The 16,005-nt window shown below is 70.2% G+C and carries 17 protein-coding genes and 2 pseudogenes; 7 read left to right on the top strand and 12 right to left on the bottom strand.

The features are described from left to right. Positions 1 to 169 precede the first annotated feature (169 nt). Entirely contained in the window at positions 170 to 457 is a 288-nt protein-coding gene (locus D9T14_RS13300; protein WP_126464287.1) for a hypothetical protein, read from the top strand. An 83-nt stretch (positions 458 to 540) separates the two neighbouring features. Here the strand turns inward: D9T14_RS13300 and D9T14_RS05545 are convergent, their stop codons facing one another. Beyond that, complete coding sequence (locus D9T14_RS05545) at positions 541 to 927, bottom strand: VOC family protein (protein ID WP_119161301.1); 387 nt, start codon at positions 925 to 927, stop codon at positions 541 to 543. 115 nt (positions 928 to 1,042) lie between these two features. On the opposite strand from D9T14_RS05545, the gene D9T14_RS05550 reads away from it, so the two are divergent. The 4 genes from D9T14_RS05550 (at position 1,043) to D9T14_RS05565 (ending at position 5,778) form a co-directional block, all read left to right on the top strand. Next, positions 1,043 to 2,047, top strand: coding sequence for a helix-turn-helix transcriptional regulator (locus D9T14_RS05550; RefSeq protein WP_232012566.1), 1,005 nt, complete (start codon positions 1,043 to 1,045; stop codon positions 2,045 to 2,047). Between the two features lie 51 nt (positions 2,048 to 2,098). Beyond that, positions 2,099 to 3,178: an inositol-3-phosphate synthase gene (locus tag D9T14_RS05555; protein WP_119161303.1), complete on the top strand. Its 1,080-nt coding sequence runs from the start codon at positions 2,099 to 2,101 to the stop codon at positions 3,176 to 3,178. Positions 3,179 to 3,347: 169 nt separating this feature from the next. After that, positions 3,348 to 4,073 (top strand): TetR/AcrR family transcriptional regulator, encoded by a 726-nt coding sequence (locus D9T14_RS05560; RefSeq protein WP_119161404.1) that lies wholly within the window; start codon positions 3,348 to 3,350, stop codon positions 4,071 to 4,073. Positions 4,074 to 4,530: 457 nt separating this feature from the next. Then, on the top strand, positions 4,531 to 5,778 hold the full coding sequence (locus tag D9T14_RS05565) for an MFS transporter (RefSeq protein WP_119161304.1): 1,248 nt from the start codon (positions 4,531 to 4,533) through the stop codon (positions 5,776 to 5,778). Between the two features lie 37 nt (positions 5,779 to 5,815). Here D9T14_RS05565 and D9T14_RS05570 read toward each other — a convergent pair whose 3' ends face one another. The 10 genes and pseudogenes from D9T14_RS05570 to D9T14_RS05610 all read right to left on the bottom strand — a co-directional run bounded on the left by D9T14_RS05570 (position 5,816) and on the right by D9T14_RS05610 (position 13,608). Beyond that, entirely contained in the window at positions 5,816 to 6,211 is a 396-nt protein-coding gene (locus D9T14_RS05570; protein WP_119161305.1) for a type II toxin-antitoxin system VapC family toxin, read from the bottom strand. Next, entirely contained in the window at positions 6,208 to 6,465 is a 258-nt protein-coding gene (locus tag D9T14_RS05575; protein WP_232012373.1) for a type II toxin-antitoxin system Phd/YefM family antitoxin, read from the bottom strand. Before D9T14_RS05575 ends, D9T14_RS05570 begins: the two co-directional genes overlap by 4 nt. A 210-nt stretch (positions 6,466 to 6,675) precedes the next feature. Then, positions 6,676 to 7,314, bottom strand: coding sequence for an Rv2686c family ABC transporter permease subunit (locus tag D9T14_RS05580; protein ID WP_510403215.1), 639 nt, complete (start codon positions 7,312 to 7,314; stop codon positions 6,676 to 6,678). 125 nt (positions 7,315 to 7,439) lie between these two features. Then, a pseudogene (locus tag D9T14_RS13875) lies at positions 7,440 to 8,225 on the bottom strand (fluoroquinolone export ABC transporter permease subunit); the annotation flags it as partial. 5 nt (positions 8,226 to 8,230) lie between these two features. Next, on the bottom strand, positions 8,231 to 9,079 hold the full coding sequence (locus D9T14_RS05590) for an ABC transporter ATP-binding protein (protein ID WP_119161307.1): 849 nt from the start codon (positions 9,077 to 9,079) through the stop codon (positions 8,231 to 8,233). After that, on the bottom strand, positions 9,076 to 9,765 hold the full coding sequence (locus D9T14_RS05595; protein ID WP_197720593.1) for a TetR/AcrR family transcriptional regulator: 690 nt from the start codon (positions 9,763 to 9,765) through the stop codon (positions 9,076 to 9,078). The genes D9T14_RS05590 and D9T14_RS05595 overlap by 4 nt, the downstream gene beginning before the upstream one ends. A gap of 386 nt (positions 9,766 to 10,151) precedes the next feature. Further along, positions 10,152 to 11,825: an ABC transporter permease gene (locus tag D9T14_RS05600; protein WP_232012372.1), complete on the bottom strand. Its 1,674-nt coding sequence runs from the start codon at positions 11,823 to 11,825 to the stop codon at positions 10,152 to 10,154. Next, on the bottom strand, positions 11,822 to 12,286 hold the full coding sequence (locus D9T14_RS14545; protein WP_408634737.1) for an AAA family ATPase: 465 nt from the start codon (positions 12,284 to 12,286) through the stop codon (positions 11,822 to 11,824). Before D9T14_RS14545 ends, D9T14_RS05600 begins: the two co-directional genes overlap by 4 nt. 15 nt (positions 12,287 to 12,301) lie before the next feature. Next, positions 12,302 to 12,613, bottom strand: a pseudogene (locus tag D9T14_RS14550) (ATP-binding cassette domain-containing protein); the annotation flags it as partial. Between the two features lie 137 nt (positions 12,614 to 12,750). Continuing rightward, a complete protein-coding gene (locus D9T14_RS05610; RefSeq protein WP_119161309.1) occupies positions 12,751 to 13,608 on the bottom strand; it encodes a MerR family transcriptional regulator in 858 nt (285 codons plus the stop codon). 341 nt (positions 13,609 to 13,949) lie between these two features. Between D9T14_RS05610 and pyrE the strand changes: the two genes are divergently transcribed. Then, positions 13,950 to 14,492 (top strand): orotate phosphoribosyltransferase, encoded by a 543-nt coding sequence (gene pyrE, locus D9T14_RS05615; RefSeq protein WP_119161310.1) that lies wholly within the window; start codon positions 13,950 to 13,952, stop codon positions 14,490 to 14,492. A 1-nt stretch (position 14,493) separates the two neighbouring features. Next, a complete protein-coding gene (locus D9T14_RS05620; RefSeq protein WP_119161311.1) occupies positions 14,494 to 15,246 on the top strand; it encodes a LemA family protein in 753 nt (250 codons plus the stop codon). Between the two features lie 25 nt (positions 15,247 to 15,271). Here D9T14_RS05620 and D9T14_RS05625 read toward each other — a convergent pair whose 3' ends face one another. Then, positions 15,272 to 15,967, bottom strand: a complete 696-nt coding sequence (locus D9T14_RS05625; protein WP_170175795.1) for a DedA family protein — start codon at positions 15,965 to 15,967, stop codon at positions 15,272 to 15,274. Positions 15,968 to 16,005: the final 38 nt, after the last annotated feature.

The following is a 16,005-nucleotide window of genomic DNA, read 5'->3' on the forward strand; positions in this document are numbered from 1 at the left end:
TGAGAGCGTCGGCGGGGAGCAGCCGACACCAGATGACGCGGGTTGTGCCAGTGAGGGCGGGCCGCAGGACCACGAGGCGCGGGCGATCAGGTCTCAGCCTGCGAGAGCGGCTGCATCCAGCCCGGGGGATGCGCCCCTGAGCGAGAAACGCGGGCTCCATGCCTGGGGCTTGGGGGCGACACGCTCTGCGGCGCGCAGTCTCGACGAGCCCGCAGCCCGGCAGATCTACTCCCCGCGCAGGGTCATGCCCGCTCCCCGTCGGGTCCGGACCGGAACGGTTCCGGAGTGGTTGTGGGCCAGTCACCCCCGGCGCGCACTGTGCGAGGTGCGTGCCTACTACCGCCCCCGCCGGTTGAGCCCCGACGCGCCCGCCGATCTGTCCCTACTGGGGCCCTCCTCCCTGCGGCTGTGGTTCATTCCCATCCCCGGGCTGCCCCGCCGCTGGTCCAGGGGATGAAGGTTGGTGATGGTCAGCCGGGTGTCGTGGTGGTGACGAGTGCTGCCCTGCCGCGTGCTGCGGCACGGGCGTCCTGACGTTCCTCATTCGAGGGTCGAGGTGTCCGTGGCACAGACCCGCAGACGGTGCCCATCCGGGTCTGCCGCGACGAAGGTGTAACCGAAAACGAGATCGGTTGGTTCCAGCAGCATGGGCACACCGCGGGCGGCCCACTCGGCGTGAAGGCAGTCGACATCGGCTCGGTCCACGTCGCTGAGGGACAGTTCGCTGCCTCCGACATGGGCTTCGGCTGCCGGATCTATCTGGTCGGCGGCCTGCAGGCAGAGGGTCATGGACCCGGCCAGGGCGAAGACGGCGAACCCCTCGAAGGTCTCCTGCGGCCCCGCTCCCAGGAGTTCGCTGTAGAAAGCAGCGCTGCGTTCGATGTCCGCAACGTAGAGAACAATGCTGTTCGGGACAAAGACGGTCACGACAGGTCCTTTCTCGACTCGGTCTGCTGATGGAGCTGAGGCTAGGGGTGATTGATGACATCTGCTGTCAGCTATCTGCGAGGATGTTGCTGTGCGCGCCGATCGTCTGCTGTCCATGCTCTGGCTGCTCCGGGCACACGGCGGACTCTCAACCGCCGAACTCGCTCGTCGCCTGGAGGTCTCCCGGCGCACCGTGCTGCGCGATGTCGAGGCGTTGTCGGCGGCGGGTGTCCCGGTCTGGTGCGAGCGCGGCCCGCACGGTGGAGTGAGGTTGACCCCTGGGCACCGGTTGGACGTCACTGCCCTGAACAGTGAGGAGAGCCGCGCCCTCTTCGCCAGTGCCACCATGTGGGGTGCATCATCGCTCGGCCTGGGCGATGCACTGGCCTCTGCCCTGAGAAAATTGCTTGCGGCCGTTCCCGACGAGCATCGGGCCGGGTCCGCAGAGATCTCTTCCCGTGTGCTTATCGACCCGCAGGGCTGGCTGCCCCAGCCTGACAGCGAACACACTGGAGCCGTCTTTCGGACAATCCAAGAAGCCGTTCTTGCACGCCATCGGCTGAGGATCGTCCGTCGTCGCCGAACGGGAACGATGACAGGAGACACCGTCGACCCGCACGGCCTGGTTGCAGCGGGCCACAGTTGGTATCTGTGCTCCTCGTTGGATGGCGAACTGCTGTTCACCCGGATCTCACGGATAGCCGAGGCCGAGATCACGGACGAGGCGTGTCCCGACGATGACGGGTTCGATCTTGCCGATGCCTGGCGGCAACGTCGCGAGGATTTCCTGGCGCGTTTCGACGCTCTGACTGCAACGGCATGGGTCCGCGATACGCGCGTACGCGACGTGCACGAGTGGGCGCTGCACGCCTCGGAAGCTGAGTCCCATGGCGCCCCTCCCGATGACAGGAGCTGGAGCTTCCTGGAGCTGGGTTTCATGGATCGCCTGCACGCCGTGACGGTTCTTCTTCGTCTGGGGTCGGACGTCTGCGTCCTCGGCCCGGATGAGCTGCGCCGCGAGCTCATCGACCGCCTCGACCGCACACGTGCCCTGTACCCGGCCGGCTCGGGCACGGATTCGGACCGTGGTGGGATGTGTTCGCCCCCGGCTGATGGCTAGAGTCGCGCACGCCACCCCAGACCATCATTGCCGATCAGTGAGGGAGAACAGATGAACAAGGTCCGTGTCGCCATCGTTGGCGTGGGCAACTGCGCGTCGTCGTTGGTACAGGGGGTCACCCACTACGCCGACGCCAAGCCCACCGACACCGTGGGCGGCCTCATGCACGTCCAGTTCGGCGACTACCACGTCTCGGACATCGAGTTCGTGGCCGCCTTCGACGTCGACGCCGCCAAGGTGGGGCTCGACCTGGCCGATGCCATCGGCGCGTCGGAGAACAACACCATCACGATCGCCGAGGTCGCCCCGACCGGCGTCACGGTGCAGCGCGGCGTCACCCTGGACGGCTTCGGGAAGTATTACCGCGAGACCGTCACCGAGTCCGCCGAGCCGCCGGTCGACGTGGTCCAGGCACTCAAGGACGCCCGGGCCGAGGTCGTCGTCTCGTACCTTCCGGTGGGCTCGGAGGAGGCCGACAAGTTCTACGCCCAGTGCGCGATCGACGCCGGCTGCGCCTTCGTCAACTGCCTTCCGGTGTTCATCGCCTCCGACCCGGACTGGGCCCAGAAGTTCACCGACGCGGGCCTGCCCATCATCGGCGACGACATCAAGTCGCAGATCGGCGCCACCATCACCCACCGGGTGCTGGCCAGGCTGTTCGAGGAGCGCGGCATCACGCTCGACCGCACCTACCAGCTGAACGTCGGCGGCAACATGGACTTCAAGAACATGTTGGAGCGCGAACGGCTGGCCTCGAAGAGGATCTCCAAGACCCAGGCCGTCACCTCGAACGTCTCCACGACGTTCGACGAGAAGGACATCCACATCGGCCCCTCCGACTACGTCGGCTGGCTGGACGACCGCAAGTTCGCCTTCGTGCGTCTGGAGGGCCGCAACTTCGGCGGCGCCCCGGTCAGCCTGGAGTACAAGCTGGAGGTCTGGGACTCCCCGAACTCCGCCGGTGTCGTCATCGACGCCGTCCGCGCCGCGAAGATCGGCCTGGACCGCGGCATCGGCGGCCCGCTGCTGTCCCCGTCCTCCTTCTTCATGAAGTCGCCGCCGCAGCAGCGCCCCGACGAGGAGGCCATGGACTCCACCGAGGACTTCATCGCCGGCCGCGTGGAGCGCTGACCGGAGGGTCGGGCACGCACCATGGCGGGGCGCTCTCGCCATGGTGCGGAACCGCCGCTGATTCCGCCCCAGCCCCCGGCCTCGGGCGCCGGGACACGAGGTCGGGGCAGGGACCGCGGCGCCGAGCCGGTAGCCTGGCCGCACCGGCCGATGACTGGGGATGATGCAGATGGCGGATGGCAGGGCAGATGCCGGCGGTGCGCAGGGCAGACGGGACTCCTACCATGCCGGACTCACCACCCAGGCGGTGGTCGACGCGGCCGTCGAGCTCTCCGGGCAGAGGGGGCTGACGGTCTGGTCGCTGCGCGATCTCGCCCAGGAACTGGGGGTCGCCCCCTCGGTCATCTATCACCACGCGGGTGGCCGCGAGACGCTGAACCGCCTCGTCGCCGAGCGGGTCCTCGGCATGGTGGGGCTGCCGACGCGGATCATGCCCTGGCGGCAGTGGTTCCGTGAGGCGCTCTTCCCGATCCGGCCCGTCCTGAGGTCCTACCCGGGAACGGCCCGGTGGGTTCTCCTGCACGGGCCCGTGCTGCCCGATCTCGTCCCGGTCATCGACGCGGGGATCGCCTCGCTGCGGCACGACGGTTTCGGTCAGGACGCGGCGATCGCCTACGCCTCGCTCGTCAATACGGCGCTCATGATGGTCGCCGCCGCGGACGACCGCGTTCTGTACGAGGGCGACGCCCCCCGAGACCATGCGAGCCTCATTCGCGGCATCGAGGAGCTCTCCGCCGACAGCACCGGCATCTCACTGATGACGCGCGATCTGCTGACCCAGTTCACCGGCTCGCCGGAGAGGATCGCCGCAGCCCAGGACCGCTACTACCGTTTCGTCCTGGAGCGGATCATGGACGGCCTCGAGCTCAGGCTGGAGGCCGGCGGATCGCTCTGAGGCGGTCAGGCGCCCGATGGTGCGGAGCTGGCCACCGGCTCATCCGCTCTGCCGCGCCCTCGGCCCAGCCGCCCCGGCGACGAGCCGTCTGGGTGCGAAAGCCGAAGCCGGCGGCCTGTTCCCCGTGCAGCCCGACGGCTGGGGCTCGCTTCCCGGGGCCGTACCGAGATCCCGCCGCGAACACCGCCCGGGTGCTTTCGCGCGGGCAGTCGTGCGTGAGGCGCTGTCCTGCATCGTGGAGGCGGAGTCGTGGCTCTCGTTCTCGCCGACTTCACAAACGGGCGCCGTCCTGCATCGCGGGGCGGAGGGCATGGACGGGTTACGCCCAGGGATTGCAATTAGAACAGTGTTCACTTAGGCTGTGCTAAGTATCTGGTCCGGTTCGCTGCCCGGCCCGCCGCGGCACTGATTCGGCCGGATCGCATTCGCTGTCCGATGGTCAGAGGGGAGATGGGTCATGCCCGCCTCGCGCGAGATCCAGTCGGGGAAGAGTTCTCCGCAGATCAGGATCGTCCTGTCGGCGGTCTTCCTCGCCTATCTGGGGCAGACGACGCTCAACCCGGTCATCGCGCCGCTGTCGCGCGAGGTCGGCCTGGCCGAGTGGCAGATCGGCCTGACGATCAGTGTCGCGGCGGTCATGGTCGTGCTCACGAGTCAGCCCTGGGGGCGCCGCTCCCAATCATGGGGACGCAAGCCGGTGCTCGCCGCCGCACTGGGCGGCTGCACGGCGGCCATGGTGCTCTTCGCCGTCATCGCCGCCCTCGGGATGCGCGGCGCTCTGGGCGGCACGCCCCCGTTCTGCCTGTTCGTCCTGGCCCGGGGGCTCATCTTCGGCACGGCACTCGCCGCGATCCTGCCGACCGCCCAGGCCTATGTCGCCGACATCACGACGGACGAGGAGGAGCGGGTGCGCGGCATGGCGGGCATCGGTGCTGCCCAGGGCACGGCCTCGATCGCCGGGGCCCTCGTCGGGGGTCTGCTGTCCGGCATCTCGCTCATGGTCTCGGTCGACATGGTGCCCGTCTTCCTGCTCCTGGGGCTGCTCGTCGTCACGTTGGGGATGCGCCGGGAGACTCGCACCGAACTGGTCGCCGAGCCGGCGCGGGTTCGGCCCCTCGACTCGCGGGTCTGGCCGTTCCTCGTCGCGGGCTTCGGCATGTTCACCGCGATGGGTCTCATCCAGGTCGTCACCGGTTTCCTCGTGCAGGACCGCCTTCGCCTCGACGCGAATACGACAGGGCTCGTCTCCGGCGGTGCGCTCCTGGCCGCAGGTGTCGGCATGGTGTTCGCGCAGAGTGTCATCGTGCCGCGCTCGAAGTGGTCGCCGCCCACTCTGCTGCGGGTGGGCACCGGCACGGGCGCCGTGGGCTTCGCCCTGCTCGCGGTCGACGGCGGGGCGGCGCTTCTCATCGTCGCCGTGACGGTGATCGGAGCGGGCATCGGCATCGGCATGCCGGGTTACACGGCCGGTCCCACCCTGCGCATGAGCCGTGAGGAGCAGGGCGGGCTGGCCGGCCTGGTCGGTGCGACCAATGGGCTGACCTATGTCGTCTCACCGACGGCCGGTACTGCCATGTACGGGCGCTCGCCCGTGCTGCCGATCGTCGTCGGCGGCGCGATCCTCGCCCTCGTGTTCGTCTTCGCCCTCGTGCACCGCAGTTTCCGCCGCGCCCCAGCGGCTGCCCCTGCGGTTACTGCGAAATGACGCACGAAAACCGCAGGCCGACCAGAGACTCCGAGTGTCATACGGGTGCCACCACCGTCAATGCCCGCTGTTGCGCCGCGTTCTGCATCTCCTGGTCATACGTGAGAAGAAGATCGGATCGAACGTCCAGGGCCACCGCGAGATGGATCGCATCTGCCGCGCGCAGCCCCGTCGTGTCTCGTGCCGCAGCGAGCAGGTGCTCGCGTGAGATGTCGATGAGTTCGATCCCCGCCAGCAAAGAAGCCACCGCCTGCTCATCGAGTCGGTGACGACGCCGCGCGGCACAGTGCAATTCGACATGGAGGAGGAATGAAGAGCACAGGGTCATGCCATCCGTGACTTCCCCGGTGAGCCAGCTGCCCAGGGATTCGGACTCGGCCTCCTCGATGAGGAGCTTGAGTGCCGCAGAGGTGTCCAGATAGCAAATGGTCATGACTCACCGCGCAGATCGGCCAGTACGTCCTTGGACCTGAGGCCCCTGATGCGTCTGAGGGCGCTGAAGTCCACAGGGGTTGCCGGGCGCGTTGCGCCCTGCTGGCGCAGCAGCGCCAGGCGATCACGGGTGATGGGTATGAGCTCGGCAACGGCCCGGCCGTTGTTCGTCACGATGAAGCTCTCGCCGGCCTCGACGCGGCGAAGGATCGCTGCGCTGTCATTGCGCAGCTCGCGGTGCGGGATCGTCGTCACTGTCATCACCTCGTAGCAAACGTAGCACGTATCGTGCGGTTGACTGGATGAGCAGGAGCAGCTCGCCGTGGCGGACAAGACCCGCCTGCGGTCCTTGCGAACTGACGCACGAAAACCGCAGGCCAATCAGAGGCGGACGAGGAGCGCCTGCGGTCCTTGTGAACTGACGCACAAGAACCGCGGGACTATGCCCGTACTGCTGCACGGGGTTCAGTGCGCAATCCGGTGCCGCGCGGCCCGTCGCAGCGCCACGGCGGTGATCGCGCCGCACACGAGAACCGACCCCGCCACCCAGACGGGCGTCAGGGCGCCCCCGGCGGCCAGTTCCCGGTACGCCTGCGCCGGCCACCAGCTCGGGACCGGGGCGAGCAGCCACTGGCCGATGCCCGAGCCGGGCACCACGGCGGGCAGTACGAGAACGACGAATGACAGCTTGACCGCGGCGAAACCCCGAAGGGTGTCGGCGGCCCAGGCGGCGAGCGCCATGGCAGTCGCCCCGGCCAGCGGTGCCGCGGCCAGGGCGACGCAGCAGACCTGGGCGATCCCCATGGTGCCGAGACCCCCGAGCCACAGGCACACCGTGCACGCGCAGCCCGCACCCAGCGTCGCACCCACCGCCCGCCAGGCCAGGTAACCGCGCAGGGACACCGGCGTCACCGCCAGGGCATCCCACACCCGGTCCTCCTTCTCGCCCAGCAGCATGAAGCCGACGACCGTCCCGACGAGCACCGGGACGACGATCCCGAAGGCCGCCACGTCGAGACGGGCGGACCACTCCCGTGCGAGCTCCGCGCGAAGGCCGAGGGCCTGAAAGACAGGTGTCGCGCCGAGCCGTGTCGCCAGGGCCATGACGAGGGGCACGGCGGCAGCCACACGAGCAGCTCGTCCCGGGCCAGGCGAGCCAGGTCGGCCGGCAACAGCGCCAGTACGGTGCGGGGCCTCATGCGCTCACCCCCCACCAGTACGACGGCACGGCGAAGCCGGCGCCTGGCGAGCGCAACCAGCCCCGCGCACCAGGCGGCCCCGAGCGCCACGCAGGGAACCGAGGCCGACGGCGGCTCGGCCCCGAATGCCACCTGGATCAGGACGATGGCGGGCTGGAGCGGGTGCAGCCAGAGCCACCACCCGCCCGGCGCGCCGAGCAGTGGCAGCAGGGGCAGACCGAGCACAAGCGTCCACACCCCGGAGGGCAGGAGGAAGGCGCCGATCGACTCGTAGCCGGCGACGGCGACGACGCCGTAGAGGACGTAGATGCAGGAGACGAGGACGACCCCGGCGGCCAGCGCCGCCCAGGCCAGGGCCGGGCCGTGGACGACAAGGACCAGCACGCCCACCTCGGCCAGGGCGAGCAGGGTCAGGGAGGCCACGAGGGCCGCAAGGTACTCCCCGGCCCCCAACGGGCTCACCGCCCGGGCGCAGAGGGTCCCCTCGTTGCGTTCCCGCAGGACCTGGACCGCGGCGAAGTAGAAGGAGGTGATGGTCAGTTCCCCGAGGACGATCATCGGCCACCACCGGTGCAGGTCCGTGGCGAGGGCGCCGAGGAGGGCGGCGACGATCAGCCCGGCGAGCAGGGCGACGAGCCAGAAGCCCTCCTGGGCCTGCCGGCGCAGGTCGAGGAGGAGGGTGGCGGCGCCGCGTCTCATGGCGGCCCGCACCCCTGCGTGCCTCCGCTCCATGGTCGTCACAGTTTCCGTCCCGTGCCGGGCGCGAGGATCTCGGCGAGGTCGGCCTTGTGCGGTTCCGGGGTGTTTTCGGTGCATGGGGTTCACAGTTCTCGTCCCGTGACGGCCGCGAAGACCTCGGCGAGATCGGCCTCGCGGGAGTGCAGCGCGCGCACATCCCGGGTGCGCAGCACCTCGTGGAAGCCGGCATTCTCGGCGAGACCGTCCAACGGGAACAGGGCCTCGCCTCCGTCCCAGGCCACGTGGACCTCTCGCGTGCCGTGCCGGCGGCACAGCGTGTCGGGTTCGCCGAGTTCGACGAGCCGGCCCTCGACGATGAAGCCGACTCGGTCGCAGGCGCGATGCGCGAGATCCATGTCATGGGTGGTGATGACGAGGGTGTGCCCGCGGACGCGTTCTGCGGCGATGAGTCGTGCCATGCGCTGGGCCCGCACCGGGTCGAGGCCCGCTGTCGGCTCATCGAGGAAGATCAGCTCGGGCTCGTGCAGGAGTGCACGCGCCACGTTGAACCGCACCCCCATGCCCTTGCTCATGTGTGCGGCCCGCATGTCGGCGTCCTCGGCGAGATCGACGGCGTCGAGCAGTTCCTCCGGCTCGCGGGTCGAGCCGACGTACAGGCGGGCGGTGTAGGCGAGGTTCTCACGCAGGGTGAGCCGCCCGAAGGCGATCGGTGTCTCGAAGGCCACGCCGATGCGCTCGTACACCTCGCGTCCCCAGCGCGAGATCTCCCTGCCGAGCACGCGCGCCGAACCGCGATAGCCGGTGAGCAGGCCGGTCAGTACGCGCTGCAGGGTGGATTTTCCGGCCCCGCTCGGTCCGAGAAGGCCGACGACCTCGCCCGTGGCCACCATCAGGTCGACGTCGGCGAGGGCGGGCCGTGAGGCGCCGTGGTAGGTGAACCCCAGTCCGTGGGCGCAGATCGCCTCGGTCATCGTCCGCCGCCTCCGCGTGGCATCGCGGTGAGCGCCGCAGTGAGCAGGGCGACGACGTCGTGGGCCACCGAGGCGATCTCGGGACTGTCGAAGGCGCTGCCATCGGTGGCCGCGCCTTCCGGAGAGACGCCGAAGCGGGCCACGACGTACTGGGGGACGCCGAGAAGAACCCTCTCGATCATCCAGGCGGCCGTGCCGGGATCGACGTCGTCGCGCAGCTCACCAGTGCTCTGTCCGGTGGCGATGGCGGTGACGGCCCAGCGGCGGACTCCCTCGGAGAGGGCCTCGTCCGAGCCGAGGACTGCGGGGGCGTCATCGGACAGGGCACGAGCCAGCACCGCCCATCCCTGGGGATCGCTCCGGTGGAAGTCATGGCTGCCCAGGACGAGGGCGGTGAGCACCTCCTCGAAGGGCTCTTCTGGGCTGGGCGAGCCCGCCACGCCGAGCCGTGCGCTCATGAGTTCGCGGACGAGGTGGGTGTAGGCGTCCTGCTTGTCGTCGAAGTACTGGTAGAAGCTCCCCTTCGAGACACCGGCCGCGGCGGTGATGCGGTCGACGGAGGCCTGGCTGTAGGTCCTCGTGGCGAACTCGTCCTTGAGGGCTGCCAGGACGCGGGATCGTTTGTCCTCGGGAAGATTGAAGAAGGTGGGGCGCGGCATGCAGTCCTCCTGTGACTCATCAGTCATATGACTGATGAGTCATCATCGTAGGCGGCGGTCGTCGCCCCGTCAATGGGACCGGTCTCCGTTGGGCGGCGGGCTGTGCGCAACGCCTCGGCTGCCCGTGAACGCCCTCGTCGGGGCCATGTTCGGGGCCGTCCTGAGTCCGGCGCGTGGCAGGGCGGGGAGGGGGCTCAGCCGGTGAAGGACACGAGCCCCGTGGCGAGTGTCAGGGCGAACATCCCGAGGCGGTTGACCCACGGCTCGCGGCCGGTGAAGCGCGCCCGAACGGTGGCCTGCCCTGCGGTTCTCGTGAAAAGACGCACAAGAACCGCAGGGTGAGCAGGAACCGCAGGGTGAGTGCGTGGGCGCGGGGCGCCAGGGCGAGCCGTGCGAGAATCCGCCTGCGGTCCTCACCGGGCCAGGTCGCGGCGCCGGTACGCCGCCAGCCCGACGAGCATGCCGGCGAGCCCGACCACCGCCTGCACGGCCAGCGGACCCCAGTCCGGGTCGCCGACGACATCGAGGTGATGGCCGAGGACGCTGAGCTCCTGCGCCCAGTCGGGCAGCTCGACGAGCGCGCCGAAGAACTGGGCGAAGACGCTCCAGCCCACGACCGCCCAGACGAGCGCGGACAGCCGCGGGACCAGGCCGACCAGCGCCAGCGCGACACCGATCGCCGCCAGCACGCCGGGCAGCTGGCTCACCGTGAACACGAAGGCGCGGCCCACGGCGTGGTCGTCGGTGAGCTGGGTGCCCGTCACGGCCGCGAGCACCCCGCCCGAGAGCGCCAGCAGGACGACCGACTCCACGACGGCCACGCCGGCCTGCGTCATGAACATCCGGGTTCTGGAGGTGCCGACGGACACCTCGAACTCCACGAACCCGGCCCGCTCGTCCGCGGCCAGGGCGGTCACCCGCTGCACACCCGCCACCGCGACGAGCAGCACCGTCATGATGGTGAGCAGCCCCATGAACTGCTCGACCGGGCTGCCGCTCGCCATCTTCCCGACGTACGCGCTGGTCGCCGAGTCCGGCCCGAACAGGCCGGTGATGCTGCCGGCCATCGCGCCGAACAGGACGGACGTCGCCGCCACGGTCACCGACCACGCCACGGCGCTGCGCAGCGCCAGGCGCGCCTGAAGATCGGCGTACCCGCCCAGCCGCCACCGCCGCCTCGACGAGCTGCGGTCGGGCAGATAGCCGCCCAGGTACTCCCGGCGCACGAACAGCCCGCCCGCCACGGCCGCGAGCAGCACCGCCGCGGCGGCGCACACGACGAGCGGCCAGACGCGGTCGTCGCTGTAGGGGCGCGCGAGATCGCGCCAGGCCAGGGGAGTGAACCAGCGCAGCCAGCCGGCCCCGGACTCGTCCGCCAGCACCCGCAGCGCGAAACAGCAGCCCAGCGCGGCCAGGGCGAGCCCGCGGGCCGAACCCGCCTGCCGGCACAGCTGGCAGGACAGCGCCGCCAGCGCGGCGAAGGCCCAGCCCGTCACCGCGATCGCCCCGGCGAGCGCCCAGGCCCCCGAGACCGTCAGCTCCGCCACGACCCTCGTCAGGACGGTGAGGACGAGCCCGGCCCCGCCTGCGAGCAGGGCGACCGTGCCCCAGACCATGAGGACGGGCGCCACGAAGGGCACCAGATGGCCGACGCCGCTGCCGCGCTGCACCTCGACCAGGCCGTCGTCCTCGTCGGCGCGCATCGCCCGGCAGGTGAGCAGGATCGCCATGAGTGCCCCGCAGATCAGCAGATAGGTGCCCGTCTCCCACTGGACGAGCTGGCCGATCCGCCCGGGCAGCGGCAGGACGCCGTAGAGCAGCCGGGTGCCCGCCGTGTCGCGCATGCTCTCCACGAGAAGTTCCCGCTCCTGCAGCGAGGGGTAGACGTCCTCGTAGGCCGGGGGTGTTGCGGCGAGCAGCAGCCACAGCGGCAGGGTCCAGGCGAGCACCTGCACCCGCAGACGCCGCACCAGCAGACGCAGGGACGGCCCCAGCCCCAGCAGGGGGCCGGCTCCTCCCGGCCCCGTCGCGGGTCGCGTCGGCTCGGCGCCGCGGGCGGCCCGGGCCGGGCTCATCGTGGCGCTCATCGGGCCTCCTCGTAGTGACGCAGGAACAGGTCCTCGAGGCTGGCCGGCCCGCAGCTCACGTCCGTCACCCGGCAGGCCGCGACGACCTCCATGACCCGGGGCACCAGCGCGGACTCCACCTGGACGGACAGCAGCTCGTCGGTCCGATCCGCCGGGACGTCCCGCTCGTCAAGCCCGGCGGCCACGCGCCCCAGGGTCTGGCCGTCGGCCCGGATCTCGATCTGGGTGCGGGCCAGCCTGCGCAGCGTCTCCAGGTCGCCCTGCTCGACGACACGGCCCTGTTTGATGATCGTCACCGCGGAGCACAGGTGCTGCACCTCGGCGAGGATGTGGCTGGACAGCAGCACGGTGCGCCCCTGCTCCGCGGCGCGGGCGATCTCCTCGGTGAAGGCCCGCTCCATGAGCGGATCGAGGCCGCTGGTCGGCTCGTCGAGGACGAGCAGCCGGGTCGGTGCGGCCAGCGCCGCGACGAGCGCGACCTTCTGCCGGTTGCCCTTGGAGTAGGTGCGCACCTTCTTGCCCGGGTCGAGATCGAAACGCTCGATCAGCTCCTCCTCGCGGGCTCGGTCGCGGCGCCCGCGCAGCCCCGCCAGGGCGTCGAGCGCCTGCCCGCCGGTCAGGTTCGGCCACAGCGCCACGTCGCCGGGCACGTAGGAGATCTCCCGGTTGATGGCCGCGGCCTCACGGGACGGGTCGCGGCCGAGTACGCGCACGCTCCCGCCGTCGGGGCGGTACAGGCCCAGCAGCACCCGGATCGTCGTCGACTTTCCGGCGCCGTTCGGGCCGAGGAAGCCGTGCACCTGCCCGGCGGCGACCTCCAGGTCGAGGCCGTCCAGGGCCGTGAAACGCCCGAAGCGCTTGACGAGGGATCGCACCCGCACGGGGGAGTCGTCGGTCATCGTCGGTGCCGTGTCGGTATGTGTCGTCACAGTACGGGGTGCTCCTCTCCCGCCGAGCGGCGGATCGTCGCGGCCAAGTCCGGGTCCGCCAGCATGAGCTCGAAAAGCCTGGCGGTGAAGATGCGCTGGGCGTTCTGCGAGTAGCTGATGCCCGCCAGCACCTCGGCGAGCCTCCACAGGGCGCGCCCGAAGGGGCCGCCGGGCAGATCGTCCATGACGGCCAGGGCCTGTTCCTTGTGGCGCAGCGTCAGCTCCCAGGTGTCCTGGGCCAGTGCCAGGGCGCCGGCCTCATCCGTCTCGTCCAAGCGGGCGAACGCGATGACCTGGCGGACACACTCGTCACGTTCGGCGTCGTCGAGCTCTTCGACGAACGGACCGGCACTGTCCGGGACCATGCCGCGCGAGGCGAGGATCATCATGAGCCGCCGCTCGGTGCGCAGCACCTGCAGGCCGCCGTCCGAGCCCGCCCGCTCACTCGCGCGGATCCGGTCCTCGAGGTCGTCGTAGAAACGGGCGAGCACGGTGGGCAGCGGCGAGAGCGTCCCGCCGTCGGCGACCTGGGCGATGAGCCCGTCGATGCGCTCGGCCTGCTCGCGCAGCGCCCGCTGCTGCTCGTCGATGCTCCGGCGGGCTGCACGCAGATCGTGCAGCACGGAGTCGCGGTCGGTGCCGGACTCGTCGGCGGCGAGCATGTCGGCCACCCGGGGCAGGGGCAGCCCGCCACCGGCCAGCCAGCGGATGCGCAGCAGCCTGGCCAGGTGCTCGACGCCGTACTCGCGCCGGCCCCGCACCGTGGGCGGCACGTCGAGCAGACCCAGCTGGTGGTAGTGGCGCACGGCCCGCGGGGTCGTGCCGGCCAGGTCGGCCATCTCCTTGATGCGCATGGCACCACCCCAGCAGGTGACGCAACGTCACTGTCAAGCGTCGCCGGTGAGGGGCTCCCGGTCATGCGCATCCGGCGGCCACCAGCCGTCCCGTCGAGCCATGCCGCGGGGCGCGGCCTCGTCCGGCCGCCGTGCGGGGTCTCCGGGAACCGCGGGCCGCCGGGGCCGGGCCTGGTGGACCGGGTCGTGCTTCGCCGTCCGGGCCCACGGGGAGACCTGCCTGCTCCTGCCCGTGTGTCTGGCCGAGGTCGATCGCCGTCTGGGCCCACGGGGAGGCCTGGCCGAGACCCCGGTCCTCGCCGGGCGGTGTTCCGTCGCCCGGGCCGGATAGGCTCTGTGTCATGACCGACCGTGAAGAACTCCTGCGTCACATCGTTGACGAGGCCGTCGTGAGCGGCCACGTCGTGCTGTCCAGCGGCAAGGAGGCGGACTACTACATCGACATGCGCCGCATCACGCTGTCGGGCGTGGCGGCCCCGCTCGTCGGCCGTGTCATGCTCGACCTCGTGAAGGGCTGGGACTTCGACGTCGTCGGCGGCCTGACGATGGGCGCCGATCCGGTCGCCGCCGCGATCCTGCACGCCGCCGCGGCGGCCGGCAGGCCGGTGGACGCCTGCGTCGTCCGCAAGGAGTCCAAGACCCACGGCCTGCACAAGCGCATCGAGGGGCCGGGCGTCGAGGGCCGCCGGGTGCTCGTCGTCGAGGACACCTCGACCACCGGGAACTCCGCGCTCACCGCGGCCCGGGCGCTGCGCGAGGCCGGCGCCACCGTCGTTGGCGTCGCGGACATCGTCGACCGCTCCGGCCGGGTCGTCTCGCAGGCCATGGCCAAGGCCGGTCTGGAGTACCGTTTCGCCTATTCAGCAAAGGATTTGGGGCTCTGACATGCTCATTGGAATCATCATCGTCCTGGTCGTGCTGCTGGCACTGGCCGGCGGCCTGTTCGTCGGGCCGTACAACCGGCTTGTCGCCCTGCGCAACAAGCTGCAGGAGGCCTGGCGCCAGGTCGACGTCGAGCTCAACCGCCGCTACGACCTCATCCCGTCGCTGGTGGAGACCGTCAAGGGCTATGCCACGCACGAGCACAACACGCTGTCCGACATCATCGCGCTGCGCAACCAGGCCCGCAGCCTCGACACCACTGCCGCGCCGAGCGCCGAGCGCGTCGCCGTCGAGTCCCGGCTGAGCGGGGCCGTGGGCGGTCTCATCGCCACCGCCGAGGCCTACCCCGAGCTCAAGGCCGACGCCGGGTTCCGCCAGCTGGTGAGCGAGCTCTCCCAGACCGAGGACCGGATCGCCAACTCGCGCCGCTACTACAACGCGGTCGTCGGCGACTACAACACCAAGGTGGAGTCGTTCCCGTCCAACATCGTGGCGAACATGTTCCACTTCACCCAGGCCGCCTACTTCCAGCTGGACGACCCGACGATGCGGGCCAATCCCGGCGTCGACTTCAGCCAGCTCGGCTACGGCTCCGGCGTTCAGGGCTCCCAGCCCCAGACGCCGGGACAGATCACCCCGGGCCAGCAGCCCCAGGCCCCGGGCTTCCAGGCCCCGGGCCAGCAGTTCCCGGCCCCTCAGCCGCAGGCCGACCCGCGGTTCCAGCAGCCCGGGCAGCGGCCGCCCGCCCAGCAGTAGGCGGCGGTCACGGCCGGCACCGTGGTCAGTGCACCGCGGCGCCGGCCTGTTTCGCGGCCTTGCGCTTGCCGTTCCACCATTCGACGACCATGGGGACGACCGAGACGAGGACGATGAGGACGAGGATCAGGTCGATGTGGTCGCCGATGAACTTCACATTGCCCAGCAGATAGCCGACCAGGGTGATGCCCCAGACCCAGATGACGCCGCCGATGGCCGTCCACGAGATGAAGTGACGGAAGCTCATCCCCGCCGCGCCGGCGACCATCGTCACGAAGGTGCGGACGAAGGGCACGAAGCGGCCGAGGACGAGGGCCTTCGATCCGTACTTCTCGAAGAAGGCATGGGTGTCGGCCAGGTGCTTGGGGCTGAAGATCCTGCCCATGAAGCCCTCGCGGGGCTTGAACAGCCAGGGGGCGATCGTCTTGCCGATGAAATAGCCGGCAATGTTGCCGCCGATGGCGAAGACGGTCATGATCGCGCACGCCACGACATAGACGAGCGGCTTGGACATCGATCCGAAGGTGATGGACGGCGGGTTCATGGCGATGAACGTTCCCACCGTGAAGAGCAGGGAATCGCCGGGCAGGACCGGGAAGATGGCGCATTCGATGAACAGGATGAGACAGACGCCCCACAGCGCCCCGTTCCCGAGGGCGTGGATGATGGCAGCCGGGTCCAACCAGGACGGCATCATGGGCACGAGCGTGAGCAGGGTCATGAGATTCACGCCCACAAGGGTAGCCTGAAGGGCCGTGG

It is taken from the genome of Propionibacterium australiense (assembly GCF_003666605.1).
Lineage (GTDB): Bacteria > Actinomycetota > Actinomycetes > Propionibacteriales > Propionibacteriaceae > Propionibacterium > Propionibacterium australiense.

Bases quoted from the DNA above. Each gene is read 5' to 3' on its own strand.
- D9T14_RS05570 (WP_119161305.1), bottom strand. From the start codon at position 6,211: ATGACCATTTGCTATCTGGACACCTCTGCGGCACTCAAGCTCCTCATC.
- D9T14_RS05555 (WP_119161303.1), top strand. From the start codon at position 2,099: ATGAACAAGGTCCGTGTCGCCATCGTTGGCGTGGGCAACTGCGCGTCG.
- D9T14_RS05580 (WP_510403215.1), bottom strand. From the start codon at position 7,314: ATGGCCCTGGCGACACGGCTCGGCGCGACACCTGTCTTTCAGGCCCTC.
- D9T14_RS05600 (WP_232012372.1), bottom strand. From the start codon at position 11,825: ATGAGCGCCACGATGAGCCCGGCCCGGGCCGCCCGCGGCGCCGAGCCG.
- D9T14_RS05565 (WP_119161304.1), top strand. From the start codon at position 4,531: ATGCCCGCCTCGCGCGAGATCCAGTCGGGGAAGAGTTCTCCGCAGATC.
- D9T14_RS05620 (WP_119161311.1), top strand. From the start codon at position 14,494: ATGCTCATTGGAATCATCATCGTCCTGGTCGTGCTGCTGGCACTGGCC.
- pyrE (WP_119161310.1), top strand. From the start codon at position 13,950: ATGACCGACCGTGAAGAACTCCTGCGTCACATCGTTGACGAGGCCGTC.
- D9T14_RS05610 (WP_119161309.1), bottom strand. From the start codon at position 13,608: ATGCGCATCAAGGAGATGGCCGACCTGGCCGGCACGACCCCGCGGGCC.
- D9T14_RS05590 (WP_119161307.1), bottom strand. From the start codon at position 9,079: ATGACCGAGGCGATCTGCGCCCACGGACTGGGGTTCACCTACCACGGC.
- D9T14_RS05595 (WP_197720593.1), bottom strand. From the start codon at position 9,765: ATGACTGATGAGTCACAGGAGGACTGCATGCCGCGCCCCACCTTCTTC.
- D9T14_RS05560 (WP_119161404.1), top strand. From the start codon at position 3,348: ATGGCGGATGGCAGGGCAGATGCCGGCGGTGCGCAGGGCAGACGGGAC.
- D9T14_RS05550 (WP_232012566.1), top strand. From the start codon at position 1,043: ATGCTCTGGCTGCTCCGGGCACACGGCGGACTCTCAACCGCCGAACTC.
- D9T14_RS05625 (WP_170175795.1), bottom strand. From the start codon at position 15,967: ATGACCCTGCTCACGCTCGTGCCCATGATGCCGTCCTGGTTGGACCCG.